The 14,760-nt window shown below is 73.0% G+C and carries 11 protein-coding genes; 7 read left to right on the plus strand and 4 right to left on the minus strand.

What is annotated here, in order from left to right:
* From G5C65_RS16560 to G5C65_RS16580, 5 genes are all read left to right on the plus strand, one after another.
* On the plus strand, positions 1-3,230 hold a 3,230-nt coding region (locus G5C65_RS16560), incomplete at its 5' end, for a type I polyketide synthase (protein WP_165299616.1).
* A gap of 148 nt (positions 3,231-3,378) precedes the next feature.
* Positions 3,379-4,638 carry an activator-dependent family glycosyltransferase gene (locus G5C65_RS16565; RefSeq protein WP_165299617.1) on the plus strand — a complete coding sequence of 420 codons (1,260 nt, stop codon included), beginning with the start codon at positions 3,379-3,381 and terminating at the stop codon, positions 4,636-4,638.
* Between the two features lie 253 nt (positions 4,639-4,891).
* Positions 4,892-5,830, plus strand: a complete 939-nt coding sequence (locus G5C65_RS16570; protein WP_165299618.1) for an ABC transporter ATP-binding protein — start codon at positions 4,892-4,894, stop codon at positions 5,828-5,830.
* The gene (locus G5C65_RS16575) at positions 5,827-6,615 is read left to right on the plus strand and encodes an ABC transporter permease (RefSeq protein WP_165299619.1); all 789 of its coding nucleotides are present in this window, start codon (positions 5,827-5,829) and stop codon (positions 6,613-6,615) included. Before G5C65_RS16570 ends, G5C65_RS16575 begins: the two co-directional genes overlap by 4 nt.
* A 52-nt stretch (positions 6,616-6,667) precedes the next feature.
* Positions 6,668-7,795, plus strand: coding sequence for a hypothetical protein (locus G5C65_RS16580; RefSeq protein ID WP_206441883.1), 1,128 nt, complete (start codon positions 6,668-6,670; stop codon positions 7,793-7,795).
* Here G5C65_RS16580 and G5C65_RS16585 read toward each other — a convergent pair.
* Together G5C65_RS16585 and G5C65_RS16590 are read right to left on the minus strand one after the other, a co-directional pair.
* On the minus strand, positions 7,746-8,558 hold the full coding sequence (locus G5C65_RS16585) for a GNAT family N-acetyltransferase (protein WP_165299620.1): 813 nt from the start codon (positions 8,556-8,558) through the stop codon (positions 7,746-7,748). The genes G5C65_RS16580 and G5C65_RS16585 overlap by 50 nt on opposite strands.
* Before the next feature lie 34 nt (positions 8,559-8,592).
* Complete coding sequence (locus G5C65_RS16590) at positions 8,593-9,435, minus strand: class I SAM-dependent methyltransferase (RefSeq protein ID WP_165299621.1); 843 nt, start codon at positions 9,433-9,435, stop codon at positions 8,593-8,595.
* Between the two features lie 180 nt (positions 9,436-9,615).
* Between G5C65_RS16590 and G5C65_RS16595 the strand changes: the two genes are divergently transcribed.
* Positions 9,616-11,064, plus strand: coding sequence for a N,N-dimethylformamidase beta subunit family domain-containing protein (locus tag G5C65_RS16595; RefSeq protein WP_165299622.1), 1,449 nt, complete (start codon positions 9,616-9,618; stop codon positions 11,062-11,064).
* Positions 11,065-11,111: 47 nt separating this feature from the next.
* On the opposite strand, the gene G5C65_RS16600 is transcribed toward G5C65_RS16595, so the two are convergent.
* Positions 11,112-11,864 carry an HAD family hydrolase gene (locus tag G5C65_RS16600; protein WP_165299623.1) on the minus strand — a complete coding sequence of 251 codons (753 nt, stop codon included), beginning with the start codon at positions 11,862-11,864 and terminating at the stop codon, positions 11,112-11,114.
* A gap of 14 nt (positions 11,865-11,878) precedes the next feature.
* Complete coding sequence (locus G5C65_RS16605; RefSeq protein ID WP_165299624.1) at positions 11,879-13,042, minus strand: serine/threonine protein kinase; 1,164 nt, start codon at positions 13,040-13,042, stop codon at positions 11,879-11,881.
* Positions 13,043-13,379: 337 nt separating this feature from the next.
* Between G5C65_RS16605 and G5C65_RS16610 the strand changes: the two genes are divergently transcribed.
* Positions 13,380-14,645 carry an extracellular solute-binding protein gene (locus tag G5C65_RS16610; protein ID WP_338146446.1) on the plus strand — a complete coding sequence of 422 codons (1,266 nt, stop codon included), beginning with the start codon at positions 13,380-13,382 and terminating at the stop codon, positions 14,643-14,645.
* Positions 14,646-14,760: the final 115 nt, after the last annotated feature.

The following is a 14,760-nucleotide window of genomic DNA, read 5'->3' on the forward strand; positions in this document are numbered from 1 at the left end:
CCCCCACCACCCTCCAGCTCACCGTCGACACACCCGACGCCGACGGCAACCGCCCCCTCGCCATCCACTCCCAGCCCCACGGCACCAGCGCCTGGACCCGCCACGCCACCGGCCAGCTCGCCCCGGCACCGCCCTCGGCGCCCGAGCCGGACCTCACCGCGTGGCCGCCGCCCGGCGCGGAGCCGCTGGAGGCCGACCGCCTCTACCAGGACTTCCAGGACAGCGGCTTCGGATACGGGCCCGCCTTCCAGGGCCTGACGCGGGCCTGGTTCCACCAGGGCAGCGTCTACGCCGAGATCCAGCTGCCCGCCGAGCAGCAGCCCGGCGCCGCCGACTACCACCTGCACCCGGCGCTGCTGGACGCCGCGCTGCACGGCATCGCACTCGCCCCCGCGCGCGAGGTCGAGACCGGGCAGCTCCCGTTCGCCTGGTCCGGGGTCTCGCTGCACGCCACCGGGGCCGACGCGCTGCGCGTACGGCTCTCGCCGGGCGGCTCGGGGGAGTCCGTGACGATCGACGTGGCCGACCCGGCCGGGCAGCCGGTCGCGCACATCGCGGAGCTGCTGCTGCGGAAGCTGTCGCCGGAGGGGCTGAAGCCGGCCGGTGCCGGCGCCGCGCACGAGTCGCTCTTCCGGCTCGACTGGGCCGCTCCGCAGCCCTCCGCGCCGCGCGGGCCCGCGCTGGCGCGGGCCGTACTCCTCGGCGAGGACGGCCTGAAGATCGCCGAGCCGCTCTTCGACGCCGGGGTGCATCTGGAGTCGTACGCGGACCTGGAGACGCTCGACTCGATCGCCGAGGCCGGGACCCTGGTCCCGCCGGTGGTGCTGGTCTCCTGTGCGCCGGAGCCGGTCGCCGAGGCCGAGTCGGTCCGCGGCGCGGTGCAGCGCACGCTGGAGACCGCGCGGGCCTGGGCGGAGCGGCAGGAGTTCGAGGACACCCGGCTGGTGTTCGTCACCCGGGGCGCGGTCGCGACCGGGCCCGAGGCGGACGTCGCCGACCTGGCCCACGCGGCCGTGTGGGGGCTGGTGCGCGCCGCGCAGGCCGAGAACCCGGACCGCTTCGTCCTCGCCGACCTGGACGAGGACGAGGAGTCGCTCCGCGCCCTGCCCGCCGCGCTGATGACGGGCGAGCCGCAACTGGCCCTGCGCGAGGGCGCACCGTATGTGCCGAGGCTGGCCGGGATGGCGGCGGCGGAGCCCCGCGAGGAGCCGGCGGACGCCGCCGACCCGGAGGGAACCGCCCTGATCACGGGTGCGACCGGCTCGCTGGGCGCGCTGCTCGCCCGGCATCTGGTGACCGAGCGCGGCGTCCGGCACCTGCTGCTGACCAGCCGGCGCGGCGCGGCCGCCGAGGGAGCCGCCGAGCTCCGCGACGAGCTGTCCGCACTCGGTGCCCGCGTCACCGTCGCCGCGTGCGACGCCGCCGACCGCGACGCGCTGGAGGAGCTGATCGCCGGGCTGCCCGAGGCGCACCCGCTGACGGCCGTCTACCACACGGCGGGCGTGCTCGACGACGGCACGCTGGCCTCGCTCACCCCGCAGAAGGTGGAGCGGGTGCTGCGGCCCAAGGTCGACGCCGCGTTCAACCTGCACGAGCTGACCCGCGACCGGGAGCTGTCGGCCTTCGTGCTGTACTCCTCGGCGGCCGGTGTCCTGGGCGGCGCGGGCCAGGGCAACTACGCGGCGGCCAACGCCTTCCTCGACGCGCTGGCCCAGCACCGGCGGGCGCTGGGCCTGCCCGGCACCTCGCTCGCCTGGGGCCTGTGGGCCCAGGAGGGCGGGCTGGCCGGCGGCGCGGCGGGGGGCGCCGTCTCCCAGGACGAGCCGAGCCGCGGCGGTGTCGCCCCGCTCGGCGCGGCCCAGGGAATGGAGCTGTTCGACCTGGCGGTCGCCTCGGAGACGGCGGCGCCGATCCCCATGCGGATCGACCGGGAGGCGCTGCGCAAGCAGGCGGCGAGCGGGGCCGTGCCGCCGCTGCTGCGCGAGCTGGTGCCCGCCGCGGCCCGCAGGGGCGGTACCCGGCGGGCCGCTTCCTCCGGGGACAGCGGCTCGCTGCGCGGCCGGCTGGCCGGGCTGGACGAGGCGCAGCGGCGGGAGGCGCTGGCCGAGATGGTGGGCACGCACGTCGCCGCGGTACTCGGCCACACCGACGCCTCCGCGATCACCGCCGACCGGGACTTCGTCGACTACGGCTTCGACTCGCTGACCGCGGTCGAGCTGCGCAACCGGCTGAACAAGGCGACGGGGCTGCGGTTCCAGGCCACCTTGGTGTTCGACCACTCCACCGTGGCCGATCTGGCGGCCTTCCTGGACACGGCGCTGGCGGAGGCGTCGGACGGCACCGGCGCCGCTCCTTCGGGCGCGGGCGACGAGGCCGCGGGCGACGACGGCGGCTCGTACTCCCTGCTGAAGCAGTACACGGAGGCGTTCGAGACCGGGAAGTGGAAGGAGATCTTCGATCTGCTCCGCGCCATCGCGGCGCTGCGCCCGCGCTTCCGCACCACCGAGGAGCTCGACCGGCTGCCGAAGCCGGTCAGGCTGAGCAAGGGGGAAGCGCACCACCCCGTCTTCTGCTTCTCCTCCTGCCTGGCGGTGGCGGGCATCCACCAGTACGCGCGCTACGCGTCGGCGCTACGCGGCCGGCGCAATGTGTCGGCGCTGCCGCTGACCGGCTTCGGCCGGGGCGACATGCTGCCGGAGGACATCGACGCGGTGATGGCCTCGCAGGCGGCGGCCGTGGCGGAGGCCGCCGACGGGGTGCCGCCGGTGCTGCTCGGCTCCTCGGCCGGCGGCTGGATCGCGCACGGCACGGCGGTCTGGCTGGACCGGCTGGGGCTGCCGCCCGCCGGCATCGTGCTGGTGGACACCTATGTGCCGCAGAGCAGCATCCTCAACCAGTTCGGGCTGTCCCTGATGGACGGCATGACCGAGCGCGAGGGCGTCTTCGTCACCATGGACGACGACCGGCTGTCCGCCATGGGCTGGTACATCACCATGTTCGGCGACTGGGCGCCGAAGGAGGAGGTGCCGACGCCGACCCTGCTCGTACGGGCCACCGAGCCGCTCACCCCGACGACGCAGTCCCTTCAGGACCTTCCGGACTGGCGCTCGTTCTGGGACCTGCCGCACGAGACCGTCGACGTACCGGGCAACCACTTCTCCATCATGGAGGACTACGCCGTGCAGACCGCCGAGGCGATCGAGGAGTGGATCGAAGGGCTGCCGCGCTGACCCACGACGCGCTGACCCACGAAAGGAGCACCACCGCTGTGAACGCCGGGTGCGCGGCACCCGCGCGTTCCGCCCGCACCACCGTGCCCGCATCCTGGGGCACCCACGACATGATGATGCGCACCTGCGTTGGAAAGGCTGTTTGACGATGCGCGTACTCTTCGCCACCGTTTCCGAGAAGTCCCACCTGTACACCATGGTCCCGATGGCCTGGGCGCTCTCCAGCGCCGGTCACGAGGTGCGGGTCGCCAGCAACCCCGTGCTGGCCGACGCGATCCAGAGCACCGGTCTCACCGCCGTCCCGGTCGGCGTCGACCACAACATCAACCAGATGTTCGAGGACAACCGGGAGTCCCTGGAGAACCCGATGGCGGACTGGAGCAACCCGGTCCCCGAGGAGCACCCGTGGGACCTGGTGCACATGAAGCTCAACGTGAGCGTCACGTTCGCCTACCAGGCGTACAACGACACCATGGTGCACGAGCTGATCTCCTACTCCCGCAGCTGGCAGCCCGACCTGGTCATCTGGGACTCCACCTGCTACGCCGGAGCGGTCGCTGCGCGGGTGGTGGGCGCGGCGCACGCACGGCTGCTGTGGTGCACCGACATCTACGCGAAGATGCGCGAGACGTTCCTGATCCGCATGGCCGAGCAGCCGGAGGAGCGCCGCGACGACCCGTTCGAGACCTGGCTGGGCGGCATCCTGTCCAAGTACGGCTCGGACTTCGACGAGGAGGTCGTGGTCGGCCAGTGGAGCATCGACCAGGTGCCCACCAGCCTGCAGATCCCGGTCGACGGCCTGACCCGGCTGCCGATGCGCTGCGTGCCCTACAACGGCCCCTCGCAGCTTCCCGAGTGGCTGCAGGAGACCCCGGACAAGCCCCGGGTGGTGGTGAGTTCGGGCATGTCGGCCCGGAACGCGCTGGGCGGGACCTTCCTGCCGGTCGAGAAGCTCATCAGCACCCTGGGGGCGATGGACGTCGACGTGGTCGCGGCCCTCGGCGAGGAGGAGGCGGCGCGGATATCCGAGGTGCCGGACAACACCCGCGTCGTGGACTTCGTGCCGCTGCACGCCGTCCTGCCCGGGTCCTCGGTGCTCATCAACCACGGCGGGTTCGGCTCCTACAGCACGGCGTTCGCCAACGCCGTGCCGCAGTTCATCCCGACCATCCGCTGGGCGGACTGGTGGAACAAGGCCACCGCGCTCCAGGAGAGCGGCGCCGGCATCGCGGTGCACGCCTCCGAGCTGACGGAGGACGTGCTGCGCGAGAGCGTGGAGAAGCTGATCGGCGAGCAGTCCTACCGTGATGCCGCCGAGCGGCTGCGGCAGGAGAACCTCTCCAACCCCGCGCCGCACGAGATGGTGTCCGAGCTGGAGCGGCTCACGGAGAAGCACCGGAGCCGCTGAGCACGTTGTTTTCCGTCCGCCGATCGGTTGGGCCCTGGCGCCCGGCCGGTCGGCGGATGTGTGCTGCGCACGGGCCTGCCCCTGCCTGTGCTTCGCAGTGTGCGGGTTCGCTGCGGCCGGTCGCGCAGTTCCCCGCGCCCCTTCGGGGCGCGGGGGTATCGACTAAAGTCTCGGCCGGCTCTGAACCAAGGTCGCTCGGGTATCGACCGAAGCCCGCAGTGTGAGAGGGGCCCTCGGTGGCAACCTCGGCCCTATGATCGAAGTAGACCGACTGACCGTGACCTACGGTTCGACCACCGTCGTGAAAGACGCCTCGTTCTCGTGCCGGCCGGGAACCGTGACCGGGTTCCTCGGGCCCAACGGCGCGGGCAAGTCGACCACCATGCGTGTGCTCTGCGGCCTCACCCGCGCGACGTCGGGCACCGCGACCGTCAACGGGATGCGCTACGGCCAGCTGCGGAACCCGGCCCGCGAGATCGGCGTGCTGCTCGACCCGACCACGCAGCACTCCGGCCGCACGGGGCGGGAGAACCTGACCGTGTCGGCCCGGATGATGGGCGTCACCAAGGAGCGTGTCGAGGACATGCTCGAACTCGTCGGCCTCGGGGGCGCACCCGCCGCGCGCCGGGTCGGCGAGTACTCGCTGGGCATGCGCCAGCGGCTGGGGCTGGCCCACGCGCTGCTCGGCGAGCCCAACATCCTCGTGCTGGACGAGCCGGTCAACGGCCTCGACCCGGAGGGCATCCACTGGATGCGGGGGCTGCTGCGGGAGTTCGCCGACGGAGGCGGCATCGTGCTGCTCTCCTCCCATCTGCTGCGCGAGGTCGACGCCGTGGCGGACAGCCTGGTGCTCATCCAGCGCGGCGAGATCATCGCCAAGGGGAACAAGACGGACCTGCTCACCGCCACCGGCACCGTGGTCCGCGCGGTGGACCAGGCGCAGCTGAGCGCGGTGCTCTCGGCGGCCGGCATCCCGGCGACCCGGACCGAGGACCACGCGTTCATCGCGGACGCGCAGGCCGAGACCGTGGGGCGCGCGGCGGCCGAGGCCGGCGTCGTCCTGCTGGAGCTGCGCAGCGCCGACAGCGGCGGCCTGGAGGAGATGTTCCTGGCCATGACCCGAGACACCAGCAACGACGACACCAGCAACGACGACGCCACCAACGACGCTGTGCGGGAGCCGCAGTCATGACCGCTGTCCTCACCCCCCGGACCGATCCGGCGCCCGCGCAGCCGAGCCCGGTCTCCACCGGAGCGCTGACGCTCGTCGAGCTGCGCAAGATGGTCAACACCCGCTCCGGGGCCGTCCTGGTGGCCCTGGTCTTCGCCATCGTGCTGACCACCACCGTGGTCCGCCTCTTCGCGGGCGACGCGGCGGACCGTACGCTCACCGGGTTCCTCACCTACAGCGTGTCGCCCGTGAGCATCGTGCTGCCGATCATCGGAGTGCTGTCGGTCACCAGCGAGTGGTCCCAGCGCACGGCGCTGATCACCTTCTCGCTGGTGCCGCGCCGCTCCCGGGTGGTCACCGCCAAGCTGGCCGCCGTGCTGACGGTCGCCGTGGGCACCGTCGTGCTGAGCATCCTGCTCGCGGCCATCGGCAACGGCCTGGCGCCCGCCTTCGTCGACGCGGACGGAAGCTGGAGCCTGTCCGGCACCGCCCTGCTCAACATCACGCTCTACCACGTGGGTTCGCTGTTCATCGGCTTCGCCTTCGGCATGATCACGATGAACTCCGTGCTGGGCATCCTGGTGCACTTCGGCGTGCCCTCCGCCTGGAGCGTGCTGCGCGAGTACGAGTCCGGCGTCGACGACGCGGGGAAGTGGCTGGACACGAACACGACGATGTCCCCGCTCGGCGAGACCGTCGCGCTCACGGGCCAGGAGTGGGGGAAGGTCCTCGTCTCCGTCGCCCTGTGGGGCGTGCTGCCGAGCGTCCTGGGATACCTTCGGCTGCGGAGGACGGAAGTCAAATAGCCGGCGAGCCGGCGAGCCGACGTCCCGCGAGCCCGAAGCGAAGGAGCCCCCGATGCCTCCAGCGCCCGTCCGCCTCGACTCCGCCGTGATGACCCACCCGTCGCGCCGGGAGCAGGCCGCCGCGCTCGCCGCCCGGCTCGGGCTGGGCACGCTGGCCCTGGACCCGGATCCGGACGGTCCCCCGGCGGCGCTGCGCACGGCGCTGCGGGCCTGGTCCGCCGCCTCCGCCGACGCCACCCACCACCTTGTGGTGCAGGACGACGTGGACGCGCCCGACGACTTGCTGGGCCTCGTCGCCCGCGCGGCCGCCCGCTTCCCGGACGACGCGCTGGTGTTCTACACGAACTGGCACGCGCGGAACGGGGCCGCGGCACGGCTCGCCGCCCTGGCGGGGGCCGGCTGGGTGCGCGCGGTGCCGGAGGAGTTCACGCCGACGCTGGGGATCTGCCTGCCCGCGGCGCGTGCCTCGGCGTTCCGCGGCTTCGCGCACGGCAGCGCCGAGCGGCACGACGACGAGCTGATGGCGGCCTTCCTGCGCGGCGCGGGCCGGCCCGCGCTGCTGGCCGTCCCCACCGTCGTGGAGCACATCGGCACCAGCAGCATCAACGGGCACGCGGCGCAGGGCATCCGGCTGGCCGTGTGCCCCGCCTCCTCCGAGGACGCCGCCCCGCTGCTCGACCGCGGCTGGGTACTGGAGGAGCCGGGCTGGCTCCCGTATATGCGGTACGGCGAGGGCTTCATCCGCCTCGCCGGGCAGGAGAGCGCCGAGCAGCCGCGCGAGCACCACCGGTGGCGGGACGCCCTGCCGCGCACCGGGACCGGGCTCACGGAGGGGCGGGTGTACGACGTGCTGCGGCGGTACCGTCCGGAGGGAGCGGCGGAGCGGGTGGCGGGGCTGTTCGGCGCGGCGTTCGCTGACGAGCTGTGGATCCACTGCCTGCTGCTGGGCGGCCAGGCGGCGCGGGCCGCCGGGCGGCGGCCGGGGCAGGCGGCGGACACCGGTCCGGCCGCGGAGCGGGTGCGGCGCGCCGCGCTGTCCACCGTCGGCCCGGCGGGGCTGCCGCCCGAGCGGCGGCCCGAGGTGCTCCCGGCCCACCGGGATCTGCTGGCCGACTACGCGCACAGCGCCGTCACGTCCGCCGGGGAGCTGGACGCGGGTCCGGCCGCGCGTCGCGGGTGACGGTGCGGGGGACGGTGGGGGTGACGGAGTGGGTGACCCATACGCTCGGCTCCCAGTACACGCCCCGGTCCCGCGACCGGTCGACGGTCAGCTGCGCCAGGCCGCCCGGGAAGACGTACTCCCCGTCCTCGGGGAAGCGCATACCGGTCCAGGACTCCCACTCGGCCACTGTTCCCGTGATGCGTGACGAGTGGGCCGTGGCCGCGGCGACGGTCCCGCCGGCCCGCACCTGGGCGCGGATCCAGGGGTCGAAGGGCGCGCCGTCCCCGCGCGTCCAGCGCGCGTACCGGTCGATCGGCACGAGCGGGTACCGGTCCTTCCACGTGGGCCTGACCGGCACGATCACATGGGTCAGCCCGTGGTGGCGGGCGAGCTCCACGAGCTGCGCGAGCAGCAGCGCGGAGTACCCCCGGCGCTGGTGGGCGGGGGCCACCTCGATGCCCAGTGCGCACAGGACGTCCGGGCGGGCGCCGCTGTCCCGGGCGGCGAAGGCGGCGGCGATCGAGTCGTCGAGGCCCGCGCCGAGGCCCTGCGGGGTGCCGTCCCAGGTGCGCGGGAGGGAGCGGCCGGTGCCGAGGATGTCGTCCCGCTCGGTGTCGTAGAGGACGAACTGGTAGTCCGGGAACTCCGCGAAGAGGCGCGCCCAGTAGGCGTCCCCGATGTCCCCGTGCAGGTTGTACTCGGGGACCACGCCCGCGAACAGCTCGTCGAGGCGGTCCCACAGCTCGGGCCGCTGAGAGTGGCGTACGCATTCCACGGCCATGACGCGTCGGCTCCCTCCCCGTCGGCTCCGCCGGTCACCGGACCAGGTCCCAGACGATGACGAGGGGGATGTCCTGCCACGCGGCCCGCGCGGCGTCGGCGATGTGCTCTTCGTACCCGCCCGGCGCGAGCCTGCCGTTGAACAGCGGCTCCTGGCAGGACCGTACGCTCAGCCCGGCCCCGGCGAAGGCGTCGAGGTACCGGCCGGGCAGGTGCACGTGGTTGCGGACGAAGGCGAGGCGGTCGTCCCCGGCCACGAACAGACACTGGCCCTGCAGCATGACGACGAAGGGGTGCAGGTCCGAGACCACGATCCGGCCGCCCGGACGGACGACCCGGGCCAGCTCGGCGACGGCGGGCTCCAGGTCCGGCAGATGCGTCAGCGCGAGCGAGCACACGGCCAGATCCACCGCGTCGTCGGCGAGCGGCAGCGCGTCGAGGGCGCCCTGGCGGAACTCCGCCTCCGGCGCCTTGCCGCGCGCCTGCTCCAGCATCTGCGGCGACTGGTCCACTCCGACGGTGCGGTGCCCGCGCGCGGTCAGCGCGACGGTCTGCCGGCCGGTGCCGCAGGCGGCGTCGAGGGCCGTCCCGGCGGGTGCCCGGTCCAGCAGCCCGTGCACCACGGGCTCCTCGACCTCGATGAAGGCGCTGGCCAGCGAGTCGTACCGGGCGGACCACGCCGCGTAGCCCGCCTCCGGGTCCAGTTCGCGCACCGTCGCCCCGCTGCCGGGGATCCCCGCTCCCCCGTCCTCAGCGAAGGCGCGGATCTCCGCCAGCCGGTCGTGGAGAAAGGGCTCGTCCGCGTCCATCGCCTGCCGCAGCAGAGCCAGCCCCTCGACGCCGAGCACCAGTTCACGCACACGGAATTCGCCGTCCATCTCTCTCCCTCGCCGAGAGCGGTCACTGCGTCCCTGCCGCGCTACCCCCGGACCTGCCCCGGCAGTCCGGCACGCGTGCACCCTGTCCGGAATTCATCCCGTGAAGGCCGACCAGCCGCCATTGCGGGGATTTAGCCCAACTCCCTAGCATGACCGGCCCGCAGGGGATGGGAGGGGTGGATGATCGAGGGGTATGTGGACCGTGAGAGCGTCACCGCGGGCGGTGTTCTGACACTCCACGTCGCCACCCGTGCGCCGTGGTTCCGGGTGCGGTTCTACCGGCTGGGCGCGGAGCTGGAATTCATGGCGGAATCCGGCCCGTTCCCGGGGGAATTCCGGCCGCCGCCGGCGCATCCCGACGGCGATCCCGGGCACGCCTCGCCCGCCCGGGACTGGGGCTGGCCCGGATACCGGCTGCCGGTGCCCGCCGACTGGCCGCCGGGCATCTACCTGGCCCAGTTCACCGGCCACGGCGAGGAGGCCGCGCCGCTGCGCGGGCTGGACGCCGTCGAGGGCCACGGGCGGGAGTTCTTCGTCGTCCGCGCCCGCGACCCCGGCGGGCACGGGCGGATCCTCTACAAGAAGTCGACCTTCACCCGGCACGCGTACAACAGGTCGGACGCCCCGGGCGCCGAGCGGGCCAGCAGCCTGTACGACAACCCCGTCTACGTCACCGGCGAGGACGGCGGGCCCCGGGGCCACAAGCTCAGCCTGCACCGGCCCGGCGGCGTCATCGACCTCGCCTACTGGGACGCCCCGTTCATCGCCTGGCTGGAGCGGAACGGCTACGCCGTGGAGTACTGCACCGACCTCGATCTGCACGAGGACCCCGCGCTGCTGGACCCCTACCGCCTGCTGCTCAGCGTCGGGCACGACGAGTACTGGAGCGCCGCGATGCGCGACCACGCGGAGGCGTACGTGCGCGCGGGCGGGAACATCGCCTTCCTCAGCGCGAACACCTGCTGGTGGCGGATCCACCCGACGGACGGCAACACCGCGTTCGTCTCGGACACCGACCACCAGGTGGGCGAGGAGTACCCGCACCTCCCCGCCACCGACCAGTGGTGGACGCCGCCGCCCGACGGGGTCGGCAGGCCCGAGAACACCCTGACCGGGGTCAGCTTCCGCAACGGCGGCATGTGGCCCGGCGAGTGGCCCGGCGACCGGCCGCGCGCCGGGTACACGGTGCAGCACGCCGACCACTGGATCTACGCGGGCACGGGCCTGCGCAACGGGTCGCACGGCGGCCCTCCGGACGCCCTCGGCGCCGGAACGCCGCTGATCGGCTACGAGTGCGACGGCGCCGCCTTCGCGTACGACGCGGCCGGCACGGCGTACGCCACCGGCGCGGACGGCACCCCGGGCTCCTTCCTCATCCTGGGCCTGTACGTGCTGGATCCGGTGCACGAGGACTTCCACCACCTCAAGTGGGGGCACTGGAACTGCCCCGTCCGCGAGGGCGCGCCCACCGGCCCCCGCGCGGCGACCATGGGCGTCTACACGGCCGGCGGCACGGTGTTCACCGCCGGCACGACGGACTGGCCCGTCATCTGCGGCCACGAGCTGGACGCGGGCGTCACCCGGGTCACCCGCAACCTCCTGGACCGCCTGGGCGGCGTCCGCCCCTGACCCGTGCCCGAGGGGCCCTGGAGGACCTAGTTGTGCCGTGACCGGCCCTAGACCAGGGAGCCGACGTCGCGGAGGGTGCCGACGCGGACGGCTCCCGCCGGGAGCGCGGGGGTGGCCCCGCGCACCGCGCGCTCCGCACGGCACAGATGCACGGCCCGCATCCCCGCCGCGAGCGGCCCCAGCACATCGGCCTCCCACATGTCCCCCACGAACAGCGCCTGTTCGGGGCGCAGTCCGCACGCGTCCAGCGCCGCGCGGTAGACGCGGGGGTGCGGCTTGCGCGCTCCCGCACGGGCCGAGGTGACGGCCGCGTCCACCAGCCCCGCCAGGCCGACCTCCGCGACCGCCCGGTCCAGGTGCCAGAACCAGTTGGAGCACACCCCCACCGTCAGGCCCCGCTCGCGCAGCGCCGAGAGCGTTCCGGCGGCATCGTCGTACAGCTCCAGGTGGAACCCCTTGGTGGCCCGGTCCAGCTCGGCGGCGAGCCCGTCCGCCTCCCCCTCGGGGACGCCGCACGCCAGGGCCCGGCGGCGCAGCCGGGCCAGCTCCCAGGCGTGGTACGCCTCCTCGCTCCCGGAGTGCGCGGTGTGCTCCTCGCCGTCCGCAGGGCCGACGGCCCACTGGTCACCCCACTGCCCGGCGGCCCCGGCCAGTCCCCGGCGCAGGAGGACCGAGCGGTGGCTGGGCGGCCACGGGGGCACCATCCGCACCAGCGTGCCGTAGAAGTCGAAGATCACACCCCGGACGCCGGCCGTGCCGGCCGTGCCGGCCGCGCCAGCCGTGCCCACTGTGCCGCCCATGCCGTCCGCCGCCGTCAGAAGCGGCCGTGGCGGCGCGGGAAGTAGTCCTCGCACGTGCCGTCGCGCTCGATGTCGACCGTGGCGCAGTGCAGACCGCCGCCGAACGGGCCGACGGCGCGGAACGGCACCGGCACCACCTCGAAGCCGTACGAGGAGAGCTGCTCCGCCAGCCGGACCTCCTTCTCCTCGACGCAGAGGGTGCCGGGGTCGAGGTTGAGGATGTTGCCCGCCAGCCAGGGGCTGCAGAAGGAGAGCTTCGGCGGGTGGTCCCAGCTCGCGGGCTGCACCGCCTCGACGACCTCCCAGTCGTTCCGCCGGAAGAACTCCATCAGCTCGGCGTCGGCCAGCCGCTCGCCGCAGTGCAGCACCAGGCCGGGCCGGAGCGGCACCCAGGTCGCGTCGATGTGCAGGGGGTGGGTGTTGGTGGAGGTCACCGCGTGGACCCGGTGGTCGGGGAAGTGCCGCTTGAGCCACTGGTATCCGCTGCGGTTGGTGACGAACGAGAGCTGGACGAACAGGTCCTTGCCGAACCGGGCCACGTCGGCCGCGTCGAACAGCGGCTCCTCCTCGGTCAGTACCAGGTCGTAGGCGCGGACCCGGGCGAGCTGCTCCTCGGTGCTCAGGGTGTGGTACGTGTCCCAGAAGTCCGTGTGGTAGGACGCGTCGGTCAGCCGGGGCTTGGGGGCCGCCTCCCAGCGCATGGCCGGGTCGGCGTCGAAGAGCCGCTTGAGGACGGGCCGGTAGCACAGGTACTCGAACCAGCGGCTCCGATAGGACATGGTGGCTTCGAGGACCTCGCCGCCGACGGTGAGCAGCAGATCGCGGGGCGGCATGCAGCCGGACATCGTCGGATGGGTCCAGTCCGGGGTGGCGACGGGCTCGCTGAAGTCGAGGGGCGTCGGTCGGTCCACCCGGATGCCCCGGCGGCGCAGCATCCCGGCGAAGTCGTCCAGCTGTTCGTTGGCCTCGGCGGTCATCTCGGCCGGCATCGGGCCGTAGCTGCCGAGGGGGAAGCCGTCGTCGGGGTAGTCCCGCCGGACGGCGGGCTCGGGGGCCTGCACCACCGCGCCGTCGGCCCGGCCGACGATCACATGGCGCAGCGGGTCCCAGCCGTTCCAGGAGCTGACCCGAACCGGCCGCGCTGCGGGGCCGGAAGCCGTCCCGGCGTACTCAGTCACGTGCCGCACCCTTCTGTGGGAGACGTGTGAGAATCCGGGCAAACGTCACGCAGAACACCCGCCCGCGTCAACAGCGTCTCCCGTGCGTACCGCAATGTTTCCGTCATGTCATGGAACACCGGATGCCGTGCCGTGCGGCGCGGAAAAGGGGGCGTGCCTGGAACGGAAACGCGCCCGCGGTCTCCTGCGGGGCGGTTACGCAGAAGTCCCTTCTGGCTGAAAAAAACTTTCCGGGAGGATTCCCGGTCCGCGCTGGGTAGTAACTGCTCTGGTTCCCGGACGGTGAACGGAGGAGATCATGGCCGCACCGCTATCCCGCCGCACCACTACCCTGGGTGTGTGCGCCTTGCTGACATTCGCTGTCGGATGCGGCGGTTCCTCGGACGGCGGACAGAAGGCGCCCGCCGCCGACACCTCGGGCGAGCTGACCGTCTGGCTCGCCGTCGACGCCCGGGAAAGCTGGCCCGACCTGGTCTCCTCCGCCACGGCGCGCTTCAAGGAGAAATACCCGAAGATTGACGTCAAGGTGCAATACCAGCAGTGGGCGAGTAAGAACCAGAAGATCGACGCGGCGCTCGCGGGCCAGCGCGTGCCCGATGTGGTCGAAATGGGTAACAGTGAGACAACCAATTATCTCGTCAACGGCGCCTTCGCGGCCGTCGACCCCAAGAAGTTCGACCACTCCGCCGACTGGCTGCCGGCGCTCCACGACGCGTGCCGGATGGACGGCAAGACCTACTGCGTGCCCTACTACGTAGGGGCACGGGTCGGCATCCACCGCACCGACCTCCTCAAGAAGGCCGGAATCAAGCGCGCGCCGAAGAGCTATCCGGAGCTGCTGGACGGCCTCGACAAGCTCAAGGCGGAGTTCGGGCCGGGGGACAAGAACTTCTCCGCCTTCTATATGCCGGGCCGCTACTGGTACGCGGCGATGGCCTTCGTCAAGGACGCGGGCGGTGAGATCGCCGTCGAGAAGGACGGCCGCTGGCACGGCGCGCTCTCCTCTCCGCGCTCGCGGGCCGGGCTGAAGAACTGGAAGAAACTCCTCGACGACTACTACGTCGGCGACCGCTCCAAGGACAACGGCGACCAGCCGGCAGTCGTCGGCCAGGGGCACGTGGGCATCTTCTACGGGAACACCTGGGAGGCGAAGGCGGCGACGGACAGCAGATCAGGCGGCAGCCCGAAGCTGCGCGGCAAGTTCGGCACCTTCGTCTTTCCCGGCCCGTCCGGAAAGCCGCTGCCGCCGTTCCTGGGCGGATCGACCCTCGCCATTCCCGCAAAGTCCAAGAACCAGGGCGCCGCCGCGGAGTGGATCAGGATCTACACCGACAGCGCGTCGCAGCGCCGGCTGATCAAGGTCGACACCCTGCCCAACAACACCGTCCAGCTCCGCGACGTCCCCTCCGACGGCATCAACGCGCCCGCGGCGCGCGCGGCCGAGCGGGGCTGGGTCACACCGCTGGCCCCCGGCTGGACCGCCGTGGAGAAGTCCAACGTCCTGCCGGAGATGCTGCAGAACATCGCGATGGGCAAGCAGTCCGTGCAGGCCGCGGCGGCCGCCGCCGACCGGAGGATCGACGACGTGATCAACGAACGCTGACCCCTACCGGGGCGCGCACGCGAAGGCCCCGCGCCGCCGAGGAGTTCGCCGTCATGGAGACCGCCGACCCGCCCCGCCTGCCCGCGCCGCCCCGGAGCACCGGCGCGCCGCGCAC

Origin of the sequence: Streptomyces boncukensis (genome assembly GCF_011045075.1) — a bacterium.
In the GTDB taxonomy this organism is placed as follows: Bacteria; Actinomycetota; Actinomycetes; order Streptomycetales; family Streptomycetaceae; genus Streptomyces; species Streptomyces boncukensis.

What these genes read in the sequence shown, in the direction of transcription:
- G5C65_RS16565 (WP_165299617.1), top strand. Translation starts at nt 3,379, where the DNA reads ATGCGCGTACTCTTCGCCACCGTTTCCGAGAAGTCCCACCTGTACACC.
- G5C65_RS16570 (WP_165299618.1), top strand. Translation starts at nt 4,892, where the DNA reads ATGATCGAAGTAGACCGACTGACCGTGACCTACGGTTCGACCACCGTC.
- G5C65_RS16575 (WP_165299619.1), top strand. Translation starts at nt 5,827, where the DNA reads ATGACCGCTGTCCTCACCCCCCGGACCGATCCGGCGCCCGCGCAGCCG.
- G5C65_RS16580 (WP_206441883.1), top strand. Translation starts at nt 6,668, where the DNA reads ATGCCTCCAGCGCCCGTCCGCCTCGACTCCGCCGTGATGACCCACCCG.
- G5C65_RS16585 (WP_165299620.1), bottom strand. Translation starts at nt 8,558, where the DNA reads ATGGCCGTGGAATGCGTACGCCACTCTCAGCGGCCCGAGCTGTGGGAC.
- G5C65_RS16590 (WP_165299621.1), bottom strand. Translation starts at nt 9,435, where the DNA reads ATGGACGGCGAATTCCGTGTGCGTGAACTGGTGCTCGGCGTCGAGGGG.
- G5C65_RS16595 (WP_165299622.1), top strand. Translation starts at nt 9,616, where the DNA reads ATGATCGAGGGGTATGTGGACCGTGAGAGCGTCACCGCGGGCGGTGTT.
- G5C65_RS16600 (WP_165299623.1), bottom strand. Translation starts at nt 11,864, where the DNA reads ATGGGCGGCACAGTGGGCACGGCTGGCGCGGCCGGCACGGCCGGCACG.